This window comes from Bacillus sp. LNXM12-1 (assembly GCF_003004375.1).
Lineage (GTDB): Bacteria > Bacillota > Bacilli > Bacillales > Bacillaceae > Bacillus.
In genome coordinates this window covers 226,847-248,268 of record NZ_PVWX01000003.1, presented here as the reverse complement: position 1 = coordinate 248,268, position 21,422 = coordinate 226,847, and the positions used below count along the sequence as shown (strand labels likewise).

23 protein-coding genes are annotated in these 21,422 nt (G+C 42.0%); 18 read left to right on the top strand and 5 right to left on the bottom strand.

The window, feature by feature from the left end:
- Positions 1 to 29: 29 nt before the first annotated feature.
- Positions 30 to 887, bottom strand: coding sequence for a DegV family protein (locus C6Y07_RS13655; protein WP_034663363.1), 858 nt, complete (start codon positions 885 to 887; stop codon positions 30 to 32).
- A 140-nt stretch (positions 888 to 1,027) separates the two neighbouring features.
- On the opposite strand from C6Y07_RS13655, the gene C6Y07_RS13650 reads away from it, so the two are divergent.
- Both C6Y07_RS13650 and C6Y07_RS13645 read left to right on the top strand, forming a co-directional pair.
- Entirely contained in the window at positions 1,028 to 1,870 is an 843-nt protein-coding gene (locus C6Y07_RS13650; protein ID WP_034663360.1) for a YitT family protein, read from the top strand.
- Positions 1,871 to 1,884: 14 nt separating this feature from the next.
- A complete protein-coding gene (locus C6Y07_RS13645) occupies positions 1,885 to 2,340 on the top strand; it encodes a BsuPI-related putative proteinase inhibitor (protein ID WP_106156899.1) in 456 nt (151 codons plus the stop codon).
- A gap of 261 nt (positions 2,341 to 2,601) precedes the next feature.
- Here the strand turns inward: C6Y07_RS13645 and C6Y07_RS13640 are convergent, their stop codons facing one another.
- The 3 genes from C6Y07_RS13640 to C6Y07_RS13630 all read right to left on the bottom strand — a co-directional run bounded on the left by C6Y07_RS13640 (position 2,602) and on the right by C6Y07_RS13630 (position 3,843).
- Entirely contained in the window at positions 2,602 to 2,793 is a 192-nt protein-coding gene (locus tag C6Y07_RS13640; protein WP_024425070.1) for a DUF3813 domain-containing protein, read from the bottom strand.
- On the bottom strand, positions 2,790 to 2,942 hold the full coding sequence (locus C6Y07_RS13635; RefSeq protein ID WP_034663354.1) for a hypothetical protein: 153 nt from the start codon (positions 2,940 to 2,942) through the stop codon (positions 2,790 to 2,792). The genes C6Y07_RS13640 and C6Y07_RS13635 overlap by 4 nt, the downstream gene beginning before the upstream one ends.
- 88 nt (positions 2,943 to 3,030) lie before the next feature.
- Positions 3,031 to 3,843: a Cof-type HAD-IIB family hydrolase gene (locus tag C6Y07_RS13630; RefSeq protein WP_012009535.1), complete on the bottom strand. Its 813-nt coding sequence runs from the start codon at positions 3,841 to 3,843 to the stop codon at positions 3,031 to 3,033.
- Between the two features lie 136 nt (positions 3,844 to 3,979).
- Between C6Y07_RS13630 and C6Y07_RS13625 the strand changes: the two genes are divergently transcribed.
- The 13 genes from C6Y07_RS13625 (at position 3,980) to C6Y07_RS13565 (ending at position 18,453) form a co-directional block, all read left to right on the top strand.
- Positions 3,980 to 4,765 (top strand): alpha/beta fold hydrolase, encoded by a 786-nt coding sequence (locus tag C6Y07_RS13625; RefSeq protein ID WP_060595985.1) that lies wholly within the window; start codon positions 3,980 to 3,982, stop codon positions 4,763 to 4,765.
- 45 nt (positions 4,766 to 4,810) lie between these two features.
- Positions 4,811 to 5,119 (top strand): metal-sulfur cluster assembly factor, encoded by a 309-nt coding sequence (locus C6Y07_RS13620; RefSeq protein ID WP_060595986.1) that lies wholly within the window; start codon positions 4,811 to 4,813, stop codon positions 5,117 to 5,119.
- Between the two features lie 121 nt (positions 5,120 to 5,240).
- The gene (locus C6Y07_RS13615; protein WP_060595987.1) at positions 5,241 to 6,686 is read left to right on the top strand and encodes an FAD-binding oxidoreductase; all 1,446 of its coding nucleotides are present in this window, start codon (positions 5,241 to 5,243) and stop codon (positions 6,684 to 6,686) included.
- Positions 6,683 to 7,231, top strand: a complete 549-nt coding sequence (locus C6Y07_RS13610) for an MFS transporter (RefSeq protein ID WP_034663338.1) — start codon at positions 6,683 to 6,685, stop codon at positions 7,229 to 7,231. The genes C6Y07_RS13615 and C6Y07_RS13610 overlap by 4 nt, the downstream gene beginning before the upstream one ends.
- A gap of 137 nt (positions 7,232 to 7,368) precedes the next feature.
- On the top strand, positions 7,369 to 8,406 hold the full coding sequence (argC, locus tag C6Y07_RS13605) for an N-acetyl-gamma-glutamyl-phosphate reductase (RefSeq protein ID WP_060595988.1): 1,038 nt from the start codon (positions 7,369 to 7,371) through the stop codon (positions 8,404 to 8,406).
- Between the two features lie 20 nt (positions 8,407 to 8,426).
- A complete protein-coding gene (gene argJ / locus C6Y07_RS13600; protein ID WP_106061800.1) occupies positions 8,427 to 9,647 on the top strand; it encodes a bifunctional ornithine acetyltransferase/N-acetylglutamate synthase in 1,221 nt (406 codons plus the stop codon).
- Between the two features lie 14 nt (positions 9,648 to 9,661).
- On the top strand, positions 9,662 to 10,438 hold the full coding sequence (argB, locus tag C6Y07_RS13595; RefSeq protein WP_034663330.1) for an acetylglutamate kinase: 777 nt from the start codon (positions 9,662 to 9,664) through the stop codon (positions 10,436 to 10,438).
- Entirely contained in the window at positions 10,435 to 11,586 is a 1,152-nt protein-coding gene (argD, locus tag C6Y07_RS13590) for an acetylornithine transaminase (protein ID WP_106039531.1), read from the top strand. The genes argB and argD overlap by 4 nt, the downstream gene beginning before the upstream one ends.
- A gap of 69 nt (positions 11,587 to 11,655) precedes the next feature.
- Positions 11,656 to 12,717 carry a carbamoyl phosphate synthase small subunit gene (locus C6Y07_RS13585; protein ID WP_106039530.1) on the top strand — a complete coding sequence of 354 codons (1,062 nt, stop codon included), beginning with the start codon at positions 11,656 to 11,658 and terminating at the stop codon, positions 12,715 to 12,717.
- A complete protein-coding gene (gene carB / locus C6Y07_RS13580; RefSeq protein ID WP_060595991.1) occupies positions 12,710 to 15,790 on the top strand; it encodes a carbamoyl-phosphate synthase (glutamine-hydrolyzing) large subunit in 3,081 nt (1,026 codons plus the stop codon). The genes C6Y07_RS13585 and carB overlap by 8 nt, the downstream gene beginning before the upstream one ends.
- On the top strand, positions 15,787 to 16,737 hold the full coding sequence (gene argF / locus C6Y07_RS13575; RefSeq protein ID WP_060595992.1) for an ornithine carbamoyltransferase: 951 nt from the start codon (positions 15,787 to 15,789) through the stop codon (positions 16,735 to 16,737). The genes carB and argF overlap by 4 nt, the downstream gene beginning before the upstream one ends.
- A gap of 102 nt (positions 16,738 to 16,839) precedes the next feature.
- Entirely contained in the window at positions 16,840 to 17,019 is a 180-nt protein-coding gene (locus C6Y07_RS13570) for a YjzC family protein (RefSeq protein WP_034663316.1), read from the top strand.
- A 168-nt stretch (positions 17,020 to 17,187) separates the two neighbouring features.
- Complete coding sequence (locus C6Y07_RS13565; protein ID WP_034663308.1) at positions 17,188 to 18,453, top strand: MFS transporter; 1,266 nt, start codon at positions 17,188 to 17,190, stop codon at positions 18,451 to 18,453.
- Between the two features lie 118 nt (positions 18,454 to 18,571).
- On the opposite strand, the gene C6Y07_RS13560 is transcribed toward C6Y07_RS13565, so the two are convergent.
- Positions 18,572 to 18,766 (bottom strand): YjzD family protein, encoded by a 195-nt coding sequence (locus tag C6Y07_RS13560; protein WP_003211779.1) that lies wholly within the window; start codon positions 18,764 to 18,766, stop codon positions 18,572 to 18,574.
- A 211-nt stretch (positions 18,767 to 18,977) separates the two neighbouring features.
- Between C6Y07_RS13560 and C6Y07_RS13555 the strand changes: the two genes are divergently transcribed.
- The 3 genes from C6Y07_RS13555 to C6Y07_RS13545 all read left to right on the top strand — a co-directional run bounded on the left by C6Y07_RS13555 (position 18,978) and on the right by C6Y07_RS13545 (position 21,419).
- Positions 18,978 to 19,718 carry an alpha/beta fold hydrolase gene (locus C6Y07_RS13555; protein ID WP_060595993.1) on the top strand — a complete coding sequence of 247 codons (741 nt, stop codon included), beginning with the start codon at positions 18,978 to 18,980 and terminating at the stop codon, positions 19,716 to 19,718.
- Between the two features lie 75 nt (positions 19,719 to 19,793).
- Entirely contained in the window at positions 19,794 to 20,366 is a 573-nt protein-coding gene (locus C6Y07_RS13550) for a hypothetical protein (RefSeq protein ID WP_060595994.1), read from the top strand.
- A gap of 90 nt (positions 20,367 to 20,456) precedes the next feature.
- Positions 20,457 to 21,419: a BMP family ABC transporter substrate-binding protein gene (locus tag C6Y07_RS13545; RefSeq protein ID WP_034663299.1), complete on the top strand. Its 963-nt coding sequence runs from the start codon at positions 20,457 to 20,459 to the stop codon at positions 21,417 to 21,419.
- Positions 21,420 to 21,422 lie beyond the last annotated feature (3 nt).

Sequence of the window (21,422 nt, the reverse complement as noted above, 5' to 3'; positions counted from 1 at the left end):
TCCCGTGATGTGTCAGGGAAGGGTGCTTTTTATGAGGGTTTGCCTGTAAAGAAGATGGCAAGCGTGCCTGGGCCTGAATGGGACCCAACAGCCGCGCCGACAATCTGAATATCAATTTCTTTTGGATGAAATTCGGCTTCAATCAATTGTCTCATGTCTTCTGCAAGTGCAGGATCATCACCATGACTAATGCCCACAGTTTGATTTGGCCAATCCGTTCCACGTTCTTTCATCAGTTCAATAATGCGTTTCAACAGCTTTTTACGTCCGCGGATTTTCTCAAGTGGTATGAGCTTTCCATCCTCGACGTGTAAAATGGGCTTAATGCTTAATAAACCGCCAACAAATGCGGACGCTTTACTGATTCTTCCGCCTCTTGCTAAATACGATAAATCGTCTACAGTAAAAATATGTTGTAAAGATTCGCAAAAATGCTTTACAGACGTTTCAATTTCTTGTATTGTATTTCCGTCAATGGCAAGTGATTGAGCGTGTTTGACAGCAAGCCCATAGCCGAGTGAAGCACATTTAGAATCAATGATTCGCAAATCAAAATCAGGGTATTCTTCCTTCACTTCGTTTGCCATCATCACAGCTGTTTGGTATGTACCGGAAAGCTCTGATGAAAAGGCAACATAGATTGCAGATGTATGGGTTTGTGCGACAGAAACAAAGGCTTCTTTGATTCGGTTTGGTGAAGCTTGTGACGTTTTTGGGCTGGCACCTTGTCTCATCGCATCAAATACTTGTTTTGGTTCAATGGTGATCAAATCTTCAAATTCCTGCTCGCCAAGTAACACACGCAGCGGAATGAGCGTCATGTTATGTTCATCATAATAAGAAAGAGGCAGATCAGCAGCACTGTCTGCTATGATATGAACAGTCATCAAAATCCCTTCTTTCTAAAAATATCAGCCATATTTTACATCTTTTTAGCCTAACTATATCACAGAAATCATCTTTTCGTGTTCAAATTCTAAATTTTAGGGAAAACCATAGAGAGAATGGTAAGTGGAGGAATGACAATATGTTCATTGGAGAAGCAAAAAAACTCATTGTCGTCGTCATTGGTGCACTGCTCAATGCGATTGGACTGAACTTATTCTTAATCCCAGCTGATGTATACGCGAGCGGGTTTACAGGGGTAGCCCAGCTGTTATCCAGCTTAATGGATCAATATGCGCCATTTTATATATCAACAGGGATCCTATTATTTATTTTAAATATTCCAGTCGGCATTTTAGGCTGGATGAAAGTTGGCCGTTCCTTTACGTTATACAGCATCATCAGTGTTGCACTGACGACCATTTTCCTCGGCATCTTACCAGAAACGAGTGTTTCACAGGATATATTACTAAATGCTGTGTTTGGCGGCGTCATATCTGCACTCGGGATTGGGATCACCCTCAAATACGGGGCATCAACAGGAGGGCTCGACATCCTTGCCATGATCTTAGCGAAGTGGAAGGATAAACCAGTCGGCACATATTTCTTCATTTTAAATGGAATCATCATCTTTACAGCAGGATTATTACAAGGTTGGGAGAAAGCATTATATACCCTTGTCACATTATATGTGACCACAAGGGTCATTGATGCCATCCATACAAGACATGAGAAGCTGACCGCGATGATTGTGACGAAGAAAGCTGATGAAATCAAAGAAGCCATTTATGGAAAAATGGTCAGGGGCATTACGACTGTACCTGCAAAAGGAGCTTTTACCAACGAGCAAAAAGAAATGATGGTGATCGTCATTACAAGGTATGAGCTGTATGAACTTGAACAAATTATTAAAGAAGTCGATCCAAAAGCCTTTACAAATATTGTGCAAACAACCAATATTCTTGGATTTTTCAGACGAGATTAAAAGGTGGGTAGCAAATGAAAAAAGGGTTGGTGCTTCTTCTCGTTTTATTGATTTTAGCCGCTTGTGGACAACAAAAAAAGGATGAACCAGACAAGGAGGTATCCGGTCAAATGGGAGAAAAAACGGTTGTACTCACAGTAGACCCCGTCCAGAAAGGTTCTTCGGTTCAATTTAACATGTCGCTGAAAAATGAATCAGATCGAGATATTGAATTTACTTTTAACACAAGCCAGAAATTCGAACTCAGTGTGTATGACGAAAACGGAAATGAACAATACCGCTATTCGAAAGACCGTATGTTCACACAGGCCATCCAATCTTTTGTACTGAAGAAAGGCGAAGCCTATGATTTTCAAGATACGTGGTCAAACGGTGTCAAGCCGGGAATGTATGAAGCGGTCGTCACATTTAAAGGAAAAGCAGAAGGGCTGAAGCAAGTCACGGAAAAGAAAACGTTCCAAGTGAAATAAGTGCTTCCTGCTTCATGAGAATCAGAAAAAGCTGTCCAATGGTGGACAGCTTTCAGCGTGTAGACAAACCCTCGCATTCGGTGTCAGACCTGCGTGCCGGTGCTCACGAATGTCAAATTCGCTCCGCGCCAGTACTCGTCCTTCCTAGACTGCAAAGGTTTTCTATCACGCTGAAAAGAAGACAAAGGGCTAAAATCAAGATCATTTTAGCCCTTTGTCAACAATCTGAAAGCTGTCCAATGGTGGACAGCTTTTTTTATGTTAGAGATCATCGAGCAAGTCTTGGAAGGTATGCAGCTGGTTTCTTTCTGCATCTGTCGAATTGGCAAATGCAGAAGATACGGCATTTTTGGCTCGTTTGACCGCCTGTTGACGCTCTAACCCAGATGAAAATGAAGAAGTAAGGGCTTCTTCAGTAAATGATTTGGCTTGATCAAAAAGTTCGTTTCTCACAATGAACCTCCAGAAGCATCAGTCTTCATATTTCCCCTGTCCGCCGCCGCTTCTTCAAGTGTCGAACGATAAGGAAAACGTGCGTCATGCAGACTGACTGAATCTTTACCTTGTTGTATAAAGCGTTTCGATTTGCTTCTTTTACCCATTCGGAATCCGCCCCTTTACACAAGCTGACAGGACAACCTGTCTAACGGTAGTATGCCCGCTTCCTTCGGTTATGTATGAATGGAAAAATTAAAGCGAGAAGTAATTCGTTAGAAACTTTGCAATCCCATCTTGTTCGTTCGTATCAGTGACTTCATTTGAAACACGTTTCACCGCATCGATTCCATTGCCCATTGCCACGCCGCATCCAGCAAATTCAAGCATTTCTAAATCATTGTCTTCATCTCCGAATGCCACAATCCGCTCCTGGGGAACGCCGTAATAATCACTGATCTTTTGCAGTCCAACGGCCTTATTCATGCCTGTTTTAATGATTTCAATCACGTGCCACGGAGCAGCCCATCGCCGATGATCAATCACTTCTGCATGAACATCTGATAAATAGCTTCGAATGGCTCCGACGTCCTCTTCTTTTGCATGGATTAACACGCTCGTCACATTTTCTCCAAGGTTGTCCCGAAGGTCTCCCACGGTGACTTTATTTGCATTCATATTAAATATATCAATGAGCTTCTCATCATGGTAATGGAAATACAAATCATCTAACACTTCAGCTAGCACATTGTGCACTTTGTACTCCTCACTAATGTCTACAAGCTGTTTAACGACTTGGAGATCAAGTGACGTATGAAATCTGCCCCATTTTTCATCAAGAGGATGATGGACAAACGCTCCATTAAAATTCACAATGGGTGAATCAAGCTGTAATTGCTGATAATAAGGAGAGCTGGAACGAAATGGCCGGCCGGTTGAAATACAGACATGATGCCCGCTGTCTTTCACTTTTTGAATGACGTCAAGCGTGTGTGTAGAGATGGTTTTATCATCTTTTAATAACGTGCCATCCAGGTCAAGTGCGATTAGATAAGGTTTAGTCTCCATAAAATCTCCTTTGATCTGTAAGTGATAGGAGGCAGTTCGTGCGGCGCCTCTACCTATAGTGTATCTTTATCACATCTTTGTTGTCTACATGTTAAAATAAACAAAGACGGGAATGATAAAGGAGGATTCATAGGCTGTGATCACCATTGATGAGCAAACTGAACACGATATTCCATTTTTACATATCGTAAAAGCTGAAAATAAAGACAAACCGCTTCCGCTTGTATTTTTCATACACGGATTTACAAGTGCACGTGAGCACAACTTACACTTCGCCTTTCATTTGGCGGAAAAAGGCATGAGAGTGATTTTGCCTGACTGTGCTTATCATGGTGTAAGATCAGAAAACCTCAGCTTAGAGGAACTGGCATCAAAGTTCTGGGAAATTGTCCTGAACGAAATACGTGAAATCGATATACTCAAAACATACTTTCAAGAAAAACAATTGATTGAAGCCGATCTGATAGGTGTTGCGGGTACTTCCATGGGCGGCATCACCACCTTTGGTGCACTGGCCAAGCATGATTGGATTAAAGCAGCAGTCAGCTTGATGGGCAGTCCGAAATATACGACATTTCTACAAGCACAAATCATGGACATGCGGCACAAAGGGTTGATGAAAGAGATTACAGACGAAGAGGTTCATCAGCAATTAGACGCCCTGCGCCCTTATGATTTAACGCTGCAAACGGATCGATTAAACAAAAGACCACTGTTATTCTGGCATGCAGAAAACGATCCAGTTGTTCCTTACCGGCATGCAAAGGCTCTTTATGACGAGTTAGCAGCAACCCAATATAAAGAAGACCCGCACCTGATTCGTTTTATCACAGACGGACAAGCTGGCCATAAGGTCTCAAGACAAGCAATGTTTGAAACGATTGACTGGTTTGTGACACATCTGAAAAGCACAAACGTTTAGTCAAAGGAAAAAGTACGTTATACTAATGGAAAAGGAGTGGATATCATGGATGAAGCATTGAAAGAAAATATTTTAGGCGCCCTAGAACAGGTGATTGACCCTGAGCTGAATGTCGACATCGTCAACCTTGGACTTGTCTATGATGTCGATCTTGATGAGAATGGAAAAGCGGATGTCACCATGACCTTAACATCAATGGGTTGTCCTCTTGCACCAATTATCGTGGATGAAGTCAAAAAAGCATTAAGTGATCTTCCAGAAGTAAAAGAAACAGAAGTTCACATCGTATGGAATCCGCCTTGGACACGAGACAAAATGTCAAGATACGCAAAAATCGCGCTCGGTATTCAATAAGCAAAAATGAAAATGCCTGGTATGAGTTGAACTCATGCCAGGTTTTTTTTATGAAAAAATAAGGTGGAGGAAGAGAACGTATTGATATAATGGGTGTAATATAACAGATCGGAGCCTCATAATGAAACGAAAATGGTTATGGATTGTTCTTTTAGTGGGATACGCTGCTGCATTTTTTGCATCAATCACCATTCGTGAGGAGCAAGCACACAAAAGCCAAGATCTTGAAGCCTTTACAGATGTCAGTCATCTTATGCCTGTCAAAATAAAAAAAGTCGTTCAAGGAAAAGAAATAGACACTTTAAAAGAAGTATTAAAAGAAGCGAAAGCAAAAAACCTGCCGATATCCATTGCAGGGAAACAGCATAGCATGGGTGGCCACACGTATTATGAAAATGGCATCGTGCTTGATATGACCAAATTCCGTCAGATTTTAGCATTTGATGAAAAAAAGAAAACCATCCGTGTCCAAAGCGGCGCTACATGGGATGATATACAAACATATGTGAACCCCTACGGTCTTGCCGTGAAGGTCATGCAATCACAGAATATCTTTACAATTGGCGGTTCTCTCAGTGCAAACGCACATGGACGTGACATTCGGTACGGATCACTCATTGACACGGTTCGTTCCTTTAGGCTGCTAAAGGCAGATGGGGAGATCGTTACAGTGAAGCCAGGCGATGATTTGTTTACAGCCGTGATTGGCGGATATGGTTTGTTCGGCGTGATTTTAGATGTTGAGCTTTCGCTAACGAGAGATGAATTATACAAAATGGAGACAACCTCTCTTGATTATCGTGAATACACCGATTATTTTCAAAAGCATGTCAAACACAATAAAGAAGTACGCATGCATCTCGCAAGAATCTCAACAGCGAAAACAAACTTTTTGAAGGAGATGTATGTAACGAACTATTCCCTCTCAACTCATCAAGAGCTCGAACCATACCGAGAGCTAAAGGAAGATCAGCTCGTCATGCCATTGAAATTTATGCTCGGCCTTTCAAGAAGATTTGATATGGGGAAAGATCTGCTCTGGAATTTGCAAAAAAAGTATTTCCAAAGTCAAAATGATCAGCTGATCACAAGAAACAATGTGATGCGTTCAGATTCTGCTTTTTTAGAATATGAAAATGAGTCAGACACAGATGTGCTTCAGGAATATTTCGTCCCAGTTGACCGCTTTCGTGCGTATATCGATGAAATGAGAGACTTTTTACAACAGGAAGAATTGAATTTAATGAACATCACGATACGCTACGTACAAAAAAATGAAAAAGCGGATCTCTCATATGCGAAAGAAGATATGTTTGCCCTTGTTCTTTTAGTGAATTGTGGTTTTGAGAAAGAAGAGAAGGCAGAAGCAGAGCGGATCATCCGGCAAATGACAGATATCACGCTGCGGCACCATGGAAGCTATTACTTACCGTACATGCCTTATCAAACGAAGGCACAAATGAAGCGGGCGTATCCTAAAACCGATGTATTCTTCCAAAAGAAAAAGCAAGCAGATCCAGATGGCAGGTTTATCAATTACTTTTATGAAAGGTACAATACACAATGAATGCAAAAGCAATGAAATGGTTCGTCTACTCACAAAGCCTGCTGTTTTTCGCCAGCAGTTTGATTTTCCCTTTTTACATTCTTTTTATTAAAAATGTTGGTTCAAGCTATTCACAGTTTGGTCTTGCCTATGGCCTCTTTGGTTTAAGCGGAGCGTTTATTCATTTACTCTTAGGGAAACTACCCGAAACTACTGACAGGCGTCTCTTTTTAATCATTCATTCGTTCGGTATGGCGTTTCTTTTACTGCTATTTCCGCATATAACAGAAGTGGAGCAAGTGTATATGATTCAGCTTGCACTTGGTGCGTTAGGCGGCTTTCAAAAACACGGGGAGAAACTGCTCGTCACGGAACTGACAACAGGTAATAAAAGAATGAAGGAGGTTGGCCACTATCATTTTTGGACAGCTCTTTTTTCATCCATCGCGATTATGCTTGGCGGTCTGTTTGCTGATTTCTTTACCGTTCATTTCATTTTTTATGCAAGCTCCATATTATATTTATGCAGTGCGCTCATGGTCATCTATATCAAAAACGAAAGATAAATCCGCATGTCTCATGAAGATATGCGGATTTTTTGTTGAAAAAAAATGAAAACAAATATTAAATATACAATTGAATTAATTTTTATACATGTTATAATGTTAAATAATTTCACAAAGATCAAGAGGGTGTATTGACGTTGAAAATAGGTATTATAGGTGCTACAGGGTACGGTGGTGCGGAATTGGTTCGTATCTTCAAGCATCATCCACATGTGGAGGAATGTATATTGTATTCATCAAGTGGTGATGGGCAATTATACAGTCAATCTTATCCGCATCTGACAACTATTACTGATCAAACATTAAAAGCCATTGATCCAGCTTCCATTGTGCGAGAAACAGATGCTGTGTTTTTAGCGACACCAGCAGGCGTATCAAGTGAACTTTCGCCGAAGCTCATGAATCAAGGAGTGCCCATTATTGATTTATCAGGTGATTTGCGCATTCAAGATGGCGCAACCTATGAAGCTTGGTATAAACGAAGGGCAGCTGATCAAGCATCTGTTCAACAAGCTGTGTACGGATTATCTGAATTAAATCGTGAAACAATTGAGCAGGCTGAAGTTATTGCAAACCCAGGGTGCTTTCCTACCGCAGTTCTTCTCGGTTTAGCACCGCTGATGAAACAGAATCTAATCGATGAATCTATGATCATAATAGATGCAAAAACAGGCGTGTCCGGTGCAGGACGATCTGCCTCACTTGGAACACATTTTTCAGAGCTAAACGACAATTTCAAAATTTATAAGGTAAATGAACATCAACATACACCTGAAATAGAGCAAATATTAAGAGAATGGAATCCGCAAACGGCGAACATCACATTTTCAACGCATCTTGTCCCGATGACAAGGGGGATTATGGCGACGATGTATACACAGCTGAAATCAGATATCACAAAAGAGGAATTGATGAAGCATATGAAAGGCTTTTATGAAGATTCCTATTTTGTCAGAGTGAGAGATCACGGCGTGTATCCGCAAACAAGGGAAGTCTACGGCAGTAATTTCTGTGACATTGGCTTTCATTTAGATGAACGTACAGGCAGACTCACGATTGTGTCTGTGATCGACAATCTCATGAAAGGCGCAGCCGGCCAAGCGGTTCAAAACTTCAACATCATCAAAGGCTTAGATGAAGAGGCGGGCCTCACAATGACACCTCTCTATCCATAAGAACAGGGGAGACAACAAACATGATCGAATTGAATGAAAAAGGCATTGTAAAAATAGACGGTGACGTATCATCACCAAAAGGCTTTGAAGCAAAGGGGATTCATATTGGATTACGCTATTCAAAAAAAGACCTTGGACTGATTGTCAGTGAGGTGCCGGCAGCGAGTGCAGCGGTATATACACAAAGTCACTTTCAAGCTGCACCTCTACAAGTCACTCACAAAAGCTTAAAAAAGACAGGGCAATTAAAAGGTGTCATTGTCAATAGTGCCATCGCCAATGCATGTACTGGTGAGCAAGGTTTGAAGGACGCATACGAAATGCAGGCAGCCTGCGCAGATATGTTAGGGGTAGAACCTGATTACATTGCTGTTTCTTCTACTGGTGTCATTGGAGAGTGTCTGGATATGGATAAAGTCAAAAAAGGCATCTCGCAGCTGAAAGAAGCAAAAGCAGGAAATGGTCATTTTGAAGAGGCAATCTTAACAACAGATACAGTCATTAAAAATACAACATACACCCTGACGATAAACGGCAAAGAGATTCTGATTGCAGGTGCAGCAAAGGGCTCTGGCATGATTCATCCGAACATGGCAACGATGCTTGGCTTCGTGACAACGGATGCAAATGTCGAACAGGAAGCCCTGCAAAACGCACTTCGTGACATTACCGATGTGACCTTTAATCAAATTACCGTCGATGGGGAAACATCGACAAACGATATGGTACTCGTAATGGCAAATGGCATGGCAGAAAATGAAGCACTCAATGAAAAGCATCCAGAATGGCCATTGTTCAAAGAAGGATTAAAGCTAGCTTGTGAGGATCTTGCCAAAGAGATTGCAAGAGACGGAGAAGGTGCAACGAAATTAATTGAAGCGCAAGTTGCTGGCGCCAAAAATAATTTAGAAGCCGGCATCATAGCGAAGAAAATCGTTGGTTCAAGTCTTGTGAAAACAGCCGTCTACGGCACCGACGCCAACTGGGGGCGAATCGTTGGAGCCATTGGTCATAGTGCAGCTTCCGTCACACCACAAGAGGTAGAAGTTTATTTAGGCGGACAATGTCTGTTTAAACATAATGAACCGCAGCCATTCTCAGAAGAGGAAGCAAAAGCGTATCTAGAGCAGGATGAGATCACGATTTTGATTCAAATGAATGAGGGAAATGGTAAAGCAGCAGCATGGGGCTGTGACCTTACCTATGATTATGTGAAAATTAACGCGAGCTATCGCACATAATGAAGGAGATAGACATGGATAAAACGATCGTATTTAAGTGTGGAGGCAGTGTCATTCGAGAACTTTCAGATACCTTTTATGAAAATGTCCGCTCACTTCAAGCTGCTGGATTTAAGCTGGCTATCGTCCATGGTGGAGGTCCTGAAATCACTAGCATGCTGCAAAAATTAGAAGTGAAAACAGAATTTGTTGACGGGCAGCGCAAAACAACGAAGCCTGTGTTAGAGGTAGCCGAAATGGTCCTCTCGGGAACGGTCAATAAATACTTTGTGTCAGAGCTCGCAAAGCATGATATCTCATCTGTCGGCGTGTCTGGGAAAGATGGGCAGATGCTTGTCGCGGATTTCCTCGATCAAGACGTGTACGGATACGTTGGTGAAATCAAAGAAGTCCATCCAGAGATGGCAGAAGCATTAATGGAAAAACAATTTATTCCTGTGATTGCACCGCTGTCTATGACAGAAGAATGCCAAACGTTAAACGTAAACGCTGATTTAGCAGCATCAGCTGTCGCAGGAGCCATGAAAGCTGATAAGCTCATGTTTGTCACAGATGTGGAAGGCATTTTAAAAAATGGTGAATTATTAGATGTCGTCACCGAACAAGAAGCCCTTTCACTCATTGATGAAGGCATTATTTCCGGGGGAATGATTCCAAAAGTGCAATCCGCTTTGAGTGCTTTATCAGGAGATGTGGATGAAGTCATGATCGTGAATGGCAAAGGCAGTATCTTTACAGGGGAAACCTTTAAAGGAACAAGAATTGTGAAACAAAAGGAGGCGGTCCTGTGAGTCATCTCTTTCAAACGTATGGACGGTGGAATGTTGAAATTAAAGAGGCAGCAGGTTCTTGGGCAGTCGATACAAATGGAAAAAAATACTTAGACTTTATACAAGGCATTGCGGTTACAAATCTAGGCCACAATCACCCAAAGGTCAATCAAGCCATCAAGAAGCAGCTTGATCACGTCTGGCATGTATCGAATCTATTTGAAAATGGACTGCAGGAAAAAGCAGCAGAAAAGCTTGCGGCAAACAGTTCAGGAGACCTCGTGTTTTTCTGCAATAGCGGAGCTGAGGCAAATGAAGGTGCGATCAAATTAGCGCGTAAAGCAACAGGGAAAACAAATATCGTGACATTTTTGCACTCTTTTCATGGGCGCACGTATGCTGGTATGGCTGCTACAGGTCAAGATAAAATTAAAACTGGCTTTGGCCCTATGCTGGAAGGCTTTCATTATGTACCGTTTAATGACCCAGACGCTATTGCCGCGTGTGAAGTCGATGATGTGGCAGCGGTGATGCTTGAGGTTGTGCAAGGAGAAGGTGGAGTAAATCCAGCGACAGCAGAATTTCTAGAAGCCGTTCAAGCGTTTTGCCAAAAGCATGAAGCACTGCTGATCGTAGACGAAATTCAAACGGGTATTGGACGTACAGGAACAGCGTTTGCATACGAACAAACGGGACTTGATCCTGATATTATCTCTTCTGCTAAAGGCTTAGGAAACGGCTTCCCAGTCAGTGCGGTCATAGGGAAAAAGGCTTTAGGAGATGCATTCTCACCAGGTTCACACGGAACAACCTTTGGTGGCAACATGCTTGCCATGGCCGCAGTGAATGCAACACTCGATGTCATTTTCAAAGAAGAGTTTCTTTCAGAAGTCAAAGAAAAAGGCGCTTATCTGTTAGAAAAGCTGCAAGATCTGAAACAACTGAATATTGTAAAAGAAGTACGCGGAAAAGGATTGATGGCAGGGATTGAATGTCATCAGCCAGTCGGTGATTATATCACAGCTCTTAGAGAACAAGGGTTGCTGGTACTTCCAGCTGGTCCAAATGTGATTCGGTTATTACCTCCGCTGAATGTAGAAAAAGCAGAAATAGATCATGCAATAGAAGCGATTACTCAGGTTTTAGCAAATGAAGCAGTGACGGTATAAATTTTTTTACACCAAAACGCATAAAAATGCATTTATATTACTAATTATTCAATTTGGGGTGACACAAGCATGAAAGGTTATTTAAATTTAGAAGATGGAGCCTCTTTTGAAGGAGATCTGACAGGAGAAGCTGGCATGACAGGTGAAGTGGTTTTCTTTACAGGGATGACAGGTTACCAAGAGGTGCTCACAGATCCTTCTTATAAGGGACAAATCATTGTTTTCACATATCCACTCATCGGAAATTACGGTATTAATCATGAAGACTTTGAGAGCAAAAAACCACAAGTGAAAGCTGTCGTTGTGTATGAAGCAGCTGATCATTTCTCTCATCATCTTGCAGCGGTTAGCTTAAAAGATTATTTACAGAAGTGGAACATTCCGCTTCTGACGCATACAGATACACGTGCAGTCGTGCAAAACATCCGGGCTAATGGGACGATGAACGCTGTGATCAGTGTAGACGAAAACGAAACACCGCCGGTCATGAAACAAGACAATGTGGTCGCACAGGTGACAGAGGACGAGATCTACACACAAGGCAGTGGCGAGGAACATGTAGCGCTCATTGATTTTGGCTTTAAAAAATCAATTGCAGATTCGCTTGAAGCGCGCGGCTGTAAAGTAACCGTCATTCCGTACAAACAGCTGGAAAAGGTGTTTGAGATCAAGCCAGATGCGATTCTGCTGTCAAATGGACCTGGTGATCCCAAAACAATGAAGCCATATTTAAAAACCATTCATGACATCATGATGACCTTCCCGACACTTGGAATCTGCTTAGGTCATCAATTAATCGCTCTCGCACTTGGCGGGGATACGTATAAGCTTCCATTTGGCCACCGCGGGGCGAATCACCCTGTACAAGATACAGAATCCAAACGTGTTTTCATGACAAGTCAGAATCACAGCTATGTGGTGAATGAAAAAAGCATGAATGACAAAGAAGTGGACGTGAAATTCCTTCATGTCAATGATGGATCTGTAGAAGGTTTCATTCATAAAGAGAAGCTAATTATGTCAGTTCAATTTCATCCAGAAGCACACCCAGGTCCTGCTGAAAGTGAATGGGTATTCGATGATTTTATTGAGAAAGTGAAACAAGCAAGGAGAGAAGTTGCACATGCCTAAAGATCAAAGCATACAAACCATTCTAGTCATCGGGTCTGGTCCAATCATCATTGGTCAGGCAGCAGAATTTGATTACTCAGGAACACAAGGATGTATGGCCTTAAAAGAAGAGGGCTACAAAGTCATTTTAGTGAATAACAACCCAGCAACCATTATGACAGACGAATCATTTGCTGATGAAATCTATTTTGAACCGCTTTCAGTTGATTCAGTGACAAGAATCATCGAAAAGGAAAAACCAGATGGTCTTTTAGCCAACCTTGGCGGACAGACCGCTTTAAACCTTGCTGTCGAGCTAGAAAAAGCCGGTGTGCTGAAGAAGCATGGGGTAACCCTGCTCGGAACGTCAGTTGAAACAATTGAAAACGGTGAAGATCGAGAGAAATTCCGTGCTCTCATGAAGCAGTTGAACGAACCTGTGCCAGATAGTGAAATTGTGGATAATGCGAAAGATGCCCTTCAATTTGCAAAAGAAGTAGGCTTCCCAGTCATCCTAAGACCAGCATACACACTTGGCGGAAAGGGCGGCGGAATTGCTTTAACAGAAGAAGCGTTTAAACCGCTCATTGAAGGAGCCCTTTTAGCGAGCCCGATTCATCAGTGTTTAGTTGAAAAAAGCATCGCTGGCTTTAAAGAAGTCGAATATGAGGTCATGAGAGACCGTCAAAATACGTGTATTACGGTTTGTAATATGGAAAATATCGATCCAGTTGGTGTGCATACAGGAGACTCGATTGTCGTTGCACCTTCCCAAACATTAACAGACCAGGATTATCAAATGCTTCGTTCAGCGAGCTTGAAAATCATTTCAGCACTGGATGTAGTCGGCGGATGCAACATCCAATTCGCCCTTGATCCACTCAGTAAAGAATACTTTGTCATTGAGGTGAATCCACGGGTCAGCCGTTCATCTGCTCTTGCCTCAAAAGCAACAGGCTATCCAATTGCTAAAATGGCGGCAAAGCTTGCGGTAGGCTACACACTAGACGAACTCAAAAACCCGCTCACAGGCACAACTTATGCTAGTTTCGAGCCGGCACTCGATTATGTCGTCGTGAAATTCCCACGCTGGCCGTTTGATAAATTTAAACAGGCAGATCGTCAATTAGGAACAAAAATGAAGGCGACTGGCGAAGTCATGGCGATTGACCGTAATTTAGAGTCAGCCATTCAAAAAGCCGTCGCCTCCCTTGAAATCAAAACAAAGGGCTTCCATCTGCCAGAATTGAAAGACCAATCGACTGAACAACTATTTGAACTGATCAAAACACCAGACGATCGACGTTTCTTCGCTGTCATGGAGCTTCTTTCAAGACAAGAAACGGTCGAAACGATTCATCAAGCGACGAAAATTGATCTATTCTTCTTACATGTGTTCAAGAATATGATCATTCTCGAACAGGAATTGAAGAACCATGAGGGAACGCTCTCAAAAGACACCTTGAAAAAGGTAAAGGAAAAGGGCTTCCTTGATGAAACGATTGCTCTTCTTACAGGCCACAGTGAAGAGGCCATTAGACAGCTTCGTCAAGAATATGACATTACGGCTTCATTTAAAATTGTCGACACATGTGCGGCAGAATTTGATGCAAAAACGAACTACTTCTATTCCACATACTTTGGCAAAAGTGATGGAGAGCATCAGGAGAAAACAAAGCAGCGTGCACTCATCATTGGCTCTGGTCCGATTCGAATTGGGCAGGGAGTCGAGTTTGACTATAGTGCAGTTCATGGCGTTCTTACCCTGCAAAAGCTTGGCTTTGAAACCATCATGATGAACAACAATCCAGAGACGGTCAGTACGGATTATGAGATCGCAGATCGTTTATATTTTGAACCCATTACATTAGAGCACATCTTAAACGTTGTCGAAGCAGAAAAAATTGATTTCGTCATCGTCCAATTTGGCGGACAGACTGCCATCAATGTAGCAGAAGGCTTAGAAAAAGCCGGTGTCACGTTGTTAGGTACATCCTTTGACACGCTAGATGCGCTCGAAGATCGTGATTTGTTCTATCAGCTTCTTGATGAACTGAATCTTCCTCATGCAGAAGGAAATACGGCTGACTCAAAAGAAGAAGCACTCGCACATGCCAGAATCATTGGTTACCCTGTGTTAATTCGCCCATCGTATGTCATTGGCGGAATGGGGATGATCGTTGTCCAGTCAGAAGCACATTTGACATCATTGCTTGATCAGCCAGATCATTTGCCGTACCCGATCTTAATTGATGAGTATGTCACTGGAAAAGAAGTTGAAGTGGATCTGATTTCTGACGGAAAAACGACCTTCATTCCAACGATCGTGGAGCATATAGAGAAAGCGGGCGTCCATTCAGGTGACAGCTTTGCCATTTTACCAAGTGTCTCCATTAGCGAAGACATCAAACAGCAGGTGCATACTGCGTCCGAACAAATAGCGAAGAAATTAGCGTTTAAGGGCATTATGAATATCCAATTTGTGATCAAAGGGGATCAGGCGCTTGTACTAGAGGTAAATCCGCGGGCAAGCCGGACGGTTCCAGTCGTCAGCAAAGTAATGGGCATTGACATGATTCCGCTTGCGACTCAATTATTAGCGGGTGCGACGCTTGAAGAACTGAACCCTGCAACGAAAAACAAAGGGGGAACAGCGGTCAAATTCCCAGTCTTCTCATCACATGCCATTCAAGATATTGACTTAAAGCTGACACCTGAAATGAAAGCGACAGGAGAAGGAATGTGTGTAGGCAAGAACGCCGAAAGCGCTTTGAAAAAAGTGTTTGCGTCAATCTGGCATCAGAAAGGCAGCCTCTTTATAAAAGGCAGTGAACAATTGGTAGATAAAGCGAAACATGCAGGCTTTGACGTCTGGACGGACAGCTTTGAAACTTGGCTGCAAAACGAAGATAAGTCGCTTCATATCCATTTAGGGGAAGATGAAGAGGCAAAAGAGCAGCGTGTAAAAGCACTCACACATGGCGTCCAAGTTCTAACCGAAGATGAAACAGCTCAAGCATTCCTGCAAGGGAAAAATGGAGATGTATCACCAGTATCGCTCAAAGAATTATATAAAAAGGAAGTGACGGCATGAGTCAAGTCGACGTGCAACCGGCATTATACGGAAAAGACTTTTTATCGTTAAAAGATTTCTCAATCAATGACATTGCTTATTTAATTGAAAAAGCGGAAGAAATGAAACAAAATCCCTATCAGGATTTATTCAAAGGGAAAACGTTAGCGATGATCTTTGAAAAATCGTCAACTAGAACCCGTGTATCGTTTGAAGCGGGAATGACGCAGCTAGGAGGACATGCGCTCTTCCTCAGCTCAAATGATTTGCAAATTGGCAGAGGAGAAACGATCAGTGATACGGCACAAGTGCTGTCTGGCTATGTAGATGGCATTATGATTCGGACCTTTGAACATGAGAAGGTCGAGGAGCTAGCACAATACGCGTCTATTCCTGTCATCAATGGACTGACTGACTACTCCCATCCATGTCAGGCACTTGCTGATTTATTGACAATCAAAGAAGTAAAAGGAACATTAAAAGGAATCAAAGTAGCCTATATTGGTGACGGAAATAACGTGGCTCACTCCTTGATGGTTGGCTGTGCGCAGCTAGGCTGTGACATTGCTGTTGCATCACCAGAAGGCTATGAACCGCTCCAAGAAGTAACAGACACGGCACGTGAGTTTGCAAAACAATCAGGCGCAGAAGTCATCGTTACGACAGACCCTGTCGCTGCTGTTCAAGATGCAGATGTCATTTATTCCGATGTGTTTACAAGCATGGGGCAGGAAGAAGAAACAGAGAAACGTCTTGCTGAATTTAAAGAATATCAAGTCAATGACGAACTAATGAGTTATGCAGCAAAGGATTATATTTTCCTTCATTGTCTCCCGGCACACCGCGGAGAAGAAGTGACAGCAGACATTATTGACGGGCCGCACTCAAAAGTTTTTCAGCAGGCAGAAAACCGTTTGCATGTACAAAAAGCGTTAATCAAAGAGCTCATGTATCAACAAACCAATTAAATGAAAAGTGTCCCTGACTCGTAGGAGCAGGGACTTTTTGCATAAAGGATTGGAGAGGCAAGTGACGGGACATAATAACATCATCGAGAAAGGAGGATGGGAATGGGTCAGAAGCATCAATTTAAATCAGGGAATAAAGCACCGAATAATGGTGTGTATATCGAGATCGGTGAAACCGGCAGTATGGTGAAAGATCCTTTAAAGATTAAGCTTCAAGCAGGCGACGTCTTTCCGGATAACTCGAACCATAATCGTGTTTGGACCTACCAAAGAAAGCCATAAGCAATTGACTAAGAGTCAGAAGGAATAAGTCTTTAGAGGCATGTGTCATGCCTCTTTTTTCTTTATAATAAAAATCAATTAAGTTCCAATTTTCAAAAAACAGTATAAAAAAAAGAAAATTTAAGGTAAAATATGTAATTGGAATATATTGTTGAAAGGATTTGTGTGATGGAAAAGACGAATCTCAGTGAAAGTGTTTGGAATAAACGCTTCACCTCATTATTCATATCAAGACTGATTAAAAACACAGGAGAAAGTTTTGCTTTTACATCCGTCCTTTGGCTATTGATTTTGAGAGGGGATGGAGCACTCGGTACAGGACTTCTCCTAGCAGTAACCGTTCTTCCTTCATCTTTGTTAGCCCCAATACTAGGACCTCTTATGAAAAAGCACCATTTGTCTAAATGGATGTTCGCTTCAGACGTCGTTCGAGCAACAATTGTACTCATTATTCCGCTTCTGCATTTTTCGCATCTATTGCCTTTATGGTTATTGATCTCATTAATGGTTATTCAATCGGCAACAGGTGCAGCATATAATCCAGCCTCTGTGGCCATTTTACCGCAGATTGTTCCGAAGCATCTGATTCAAAAAGCAAATGCCATCCTGCAATCTTCTTTTGAGATTGTCGCACTTGCAGCAGTCATGGTGGCTGGTCTCTTGGTCAAATTAATCGGACCTGCAGATACCCTGCTCATCACCACTGCCTTATTCATCATATCCGGCCTGTTTATTATCGGCGTCAAACTAAAGAAAACCGATGAAGAAAAAGCAGCAGGCATTAAACAAGCAAAGAATACATATTTGTATAACTTAAAAAGAGGTTTTCTCGTCGTTAAAAATCATCACATTTTATTTGCACTGACGCTGTATTGTATTTTAATGAATGTCGCCGCAGCACCGTGGCAGGCACTATCTGCTGTATACGTAGCAGAAGCACTGCAAAGCGATTCCATGGTGTATTCCATTTTAAGAGGTGTTGCCGCAGTCGGCGCGTTTATGATGGGCTTTGCTCTAGCGAAAGTGAAAATTAAGAGATTTGGTTTGTTCTTTATTGTCGCTGGTATGATTGAAGGAGCTGCGTTCTTTATCACAGGGATGAGTACATGGCTGCCGGTCGTTCTACTTGCATCCTTTATATTCGGTGCCGCCGTTAGTGCGATCAATGTACCGGAAATGGTCATTATTCAAACGTCTGTCGACCAAGACGATCAGCCGCAAGTATACGCCGTGATCAATGCTTCATCAAATGTTTTTCTCCCGCTTGCAGCTGTCGTATCAGGTGTTCTGGCAGAAAGGTTTGGAGCAGGACCTGTCATTGCTGGCGGTGGGGTCCTTGAAATTTTATCTGGTATCGCGATCTTCCTGTTTACAGGGCTTGCGAAAAGCCATTTGACAGCAGACAAACAGAAGTCCGAAACCGTCGAGGTGTAATCGATAAAAAAACCCCCTGTGGCTGCAGGGGGTTTTAGCGTACCGCTTTTCAATCAAAAAGAAAAAGAGCTAAAATCAACATCATTTTAGCTCTTCCTCAGCAATCAAGTCTTACGTATTAAGAGTGTTTTGTTGAACTTTCCGTTTCTTTCATTGGACTTACTTCAGCAAAGATGAATAAAATAACCGTAAACACCACTGCAAGAATAGAAGTCAAAGTAAAGTCATAAGCAGCGCCATTCATCGAGGCAACGATGTAACCAGCCATATGTGTCAGCAGAAAAGTCCAAATGAGGGTGATAATATAATGCATAATCCCACCGTCCTTTATGTAACAATCTATTGATTATCATACCATAGATACGAGTGAGGGGAAAAGACTGTTTTAGCCTTTATGTGACCATTTTAAGACCTTCTGCTATAAAAATAAAAAGAATTCTTCTCTCTTTAGGGGATTTCCTTATTCCTACAAGAGTTGTTGTTCATATCATAGAAAGCAGAATCACTGAAAGGAGGCTGGCCATATGGGTGTAAGCGAACGGTTTTTCCAGCTTGGTTCCCAGTGGAACGTCATTCACCTTCCTCAAAAACCAAATGGCTTTGGCATTCTTATCCTCGGTGACCGAAATCACTTTGTGCAGGAAAATACATCATTCTGGCTTCAGCACTATGGAAGAAACCAGCTTTTAACTGCCTTAAAGGATGAAGGATATACATTGTTTAATAGTCATCTTCATGGGAATCACTGGGGATGCGAAGATGCTGTTTTTAGTGCAAAGCAGCTCGTTCATCACACATTAAAACAAGAAATATTAAACCGGGAAATTCATGTGCTGGCAGAGGGGATGGGCGCACTCGTTGCCATGAGCCTTGCTGAAGAGATGCCAGAAGTGCTAAGGTCCATTGCGCTCGTGAATCCATGTCTGCATCTCTATGCACAACGAGAAAGAGAAAAGGAACACAAATTCTTTTATAAACAGCTGATCAAAGAATTAGCGAAAAGCTACGGCTGCTCTGAAAAGGAAGCGGAAACGTACCCGCTCCCTGCTTGCCCTGTTCATTCTGCTCATGTACCGATTCACATATGGCAAAGACTAAACGGCGCACCGTATGCATATGAACTACATGCAAAGCCTTTTATAGATCAGCATATGAAGAATCCAGAGCATTGTCAGATCGATCTCACCTTGCATATGTTTGATCATCCGAGAAGAATCTTTCAATCCATTCACAAGTTTTATAAATCGCATGAAAGAGAATTGTGATGAATAGGATGATAACAGCCCTTCATGGAAAGGGCTCTTCTTTTTATTCGATAAGCTAAAAAAGGGGACATGAACATGGAAACAGGACTGATCATAGGGGCAGATGAATTTTTTGGTCTAGCGCTGTGTGAATATATGATGAAAGAGGGCATTCAAGTGGATATCACATGTCCTCATGATCATACAGAAGAGCAAAAGATGTTATTAGAAGAGCGAATGATGTGGCTCGGCAGAAATGATCTCTTCCGTGTCATTGACCTTCAGGATGGAAAAGACACGTATGACCTCATCTTTATTCAATCAGAGGAATCAGATAAACGACACAAAGACATGAAAGCGAAGCATAGCATGTACCGGGTTCTATACGAAAAACCCGAAGACGAATCGTCCAATCAGAATGTGCCGGCTGTTATTCTCCCTCGCATGTTCGGACCATGGGCACTTAATAAAGAAAGAACTAAGCGTGATGAAGCATTTTTTGTAGAAGATGTGGCAAGGGATTTGTTCAAGTGGGCATCGGGCACTGAACAAAGACAGGAAACACATGAATTGAAGGTAGAAAGACAAACGGATGACAAACAAGCAGAAGAAATGATGGTAGAATGGAAAAGACAAAACTCAACATTTTTCGACAAAAAGCAAGAATGATCTTCCATCTTATCTTTTTTCAGTATAAAATAAACCTATATTTAACATACAGGTTCATGCCTGCATGTGGCAAAGGGAGTTGAACATGGCATGAAGTATCAGCGGCTTGTCATGATCTTTTCGTTCCTTCTCCTATTATCTGCCTGCTCACAGGCACCTTTAAAAGGACAGATTGAGAAGGTGGGTTTACTCGTCCCCGATACAATTAATGATCAAGTTTGGGGAACGAAAGGTTATAAAGGCTTATTAAATATTCAATCAACATTTGGTGTAGATGTTTATTATAAGGAAGGAATGGTCGACAAAGAGAAAATCGTTGATGCCATTGAAGAATTTCACAAAAAAGGAGTCAATTTGATTATTGGCCATGGCAATGAATACAGCGAAATTTTCAACTTAATTAGTGAAGATTATCCGAAAACACAATTTATCACGGTAAATGGAAACAAGCCTCAGGCGGATAATGTCGCGAATGTGACGTTTAAAGGTGAAGCGATGGGCTTTTTCGGAGGCATGACAGCAGCACATATGTCAAAATCAAAAAAGATTGGTATTCTTGCTACATATGATTGGCAAAGCGAAGTAGATGGCTTTATCAAAGGTGCAAAATATCAAGATGAACATGTACAAGTGCTTGCCGAGTTTGTCGAAAACTGGGATGATGCTGACAAAGCCGTGGAGCTCTATCAAAAATTGAAAAAGCAGGGCGTAGATGTTGTATATCCAGCAGGCGATGGTTATAATATCCCTGTCATTGAACAAATCAAAGCCGATAATTTATCAGCGATCGGATATGTCACTGATCAATCCAACCTCGGCAGTCATACCGTCTTAACAAGCACAGTCCAGCATGTGGATAAAGCGTACACTATTATTGCGAAGAAATTTAATGAAGGCAAGCTAAACGAACAAGGTGACTACTCCTTTGATTTTAAAGAAGGAGTGATCGAAATGGGGAAATTTAGTTCCACCATTGACCGTGCTTTTGTGAAAGATATTGAAAGTGATATTGCGACTTACAAAAAAACTGGCAAACTGCCAAATGAAAAGTGAGGA

What these genes read in the sequence shown, in the direction of transcription:
- C6Y07_RS13615 (WP_060595987.1), top strand. Translation starts at nt 5,241, where the DNA reads ATGAAACGAAAATGGTTATGGATTGTTCTTTTAGTGGGATACGCTGCT.
- C6Y07_RS13630 (WP_012009535.1), bottom strand. Translation starts at nt 3,843, where the DNA reads ATGGAGACTAAACCTTATCTAATCGCACTTGACCTGGATGGCACGTTA.
- C6Y07_RS13570 (WP_034663316.1), top strand. Translation starts at nt 16,840, where the DNA reads ATGGGTCAGAAGCATCAATTTAAATCAGGGAATAAAGCACCGAATAAT.
- C6Y07_RS13645 (WP_106156899.1), top strand. Translation starts at nt 1,885, where the DNA reads ATGAAAAAAGGGTTGGTGCTTCTTCTCGTTTTATTGATTTTAGCCGCT.
- C6Y07_RS13655 (WP_034663363.1), bottom strand. Translation starts at nt 887, where the DNA reads ATGACTGTTCATATCATAGCAGACAGTGCTGCTGATCTGCCTCTTTCT.
- C6Y07_RS13545 (WP_034663299.1), top strand. Translation starts at nt 20,457, where the DNA reads ATGAAGTATCAGCGGCTTGTCATGATCTTTTCGTTCCTTCTCCTATTA.
- C6Y07_RS13555 (WP_060595993.1), top strand. Translation starts at nt 18,978, where the DNA reads ATGGGTGTAAGCGAACGGTTTTTCCAGCTTGGTTCCCAGTGGAACGTC.
- argF (WP_060595992.1), top strand. Translation starts at nt 15,787, where the DNA reads ATGAGTCAAGTCGACGTGCAACCGGCATTATACGGAAAAGACTTTTTA.
- C6Y07_RS13565 (WP_034663308.1), top strand. Translation starts at nt 17,188, where the DNA reads ATGGAAAAGACGAATCTCAGTGAAAGTGTTTGGAATAAACGCTTCACC.
- carB (WP_060595991.1), top strand. Translation starts at nt 12,710, where the DNA reads ATGCCTAAAGATCAAAGCATACAAACCATTCTAGTCATCGGGTCTGGT.
- C6Y07_RS13650 (WP_034663360.1), top strand. Translation starts at nt 1,028, where the DNA reads ATGTTCATTGGAGAAGCAAAAAAACTCATTGTCGTCGTCATTGGTGCA.
- C6Y07_RS13550 (WP_060595994.1), top strand. Translation starts at nt 19,794, where the DNA reads ATGGAAACAGGACTGATCATAGGGGCAGATGAATTTTTTGGTCTAGCG.
- C6Y07_RS13585 (WP_106039530.1), top strand. Translation starts at nt 11,656, where the DNA reads ATGAAAGGTTATTTAAATTTAGAAGATGGAGCCTCTTTTGAAGGAGAT.
- C6Y07_RS13635 (WP_034663354.1), bottom strand. Translation starts at nt 2,942, where the DNA reads ATGGGTAAAAGAAGCAAATCGAAACGCTTTATACAACAAGGTAAAGAT.
- C6Y07_RS13560 (WP_003211779.1), bottom strand. Translation starts at nt 18,766, where the DNA reads ATGCATTATATTATCACCCTCATTTGGACTTTTCTGCTGACACATATG.
- C6Y07_RS13620 (WP_060595986.1), top strand. Translation starts at nt 4,811, where the DNA reads ATGGATGAAGCATTGAAAGAAAATATTTTAGGCGCCCTAGAACAGGTG.
- argJ (WP_106061800.1), top strand. Translation starts at nt 8,427, where the DNA reads ATGATCGAATTGAATGAAAAAGGCATTGTAAAAATAGACGGTGACGTA.
- C6Y07_RS13610 (WP_034663338.1), top strand. Translation starts at nt 6,683, where the DNA reads ATGAATGCAAAAGCAATGAAATGGTTCGTCTACTCACAAAGCCTGCTG.
- argB (WP_034663330.1), top strand. Translation starts at nt 9,662, where the DNA reads ATGGATAAAACGATCGTATTTAAGTGTGGAGGCAGTGTCATTCGAGAA.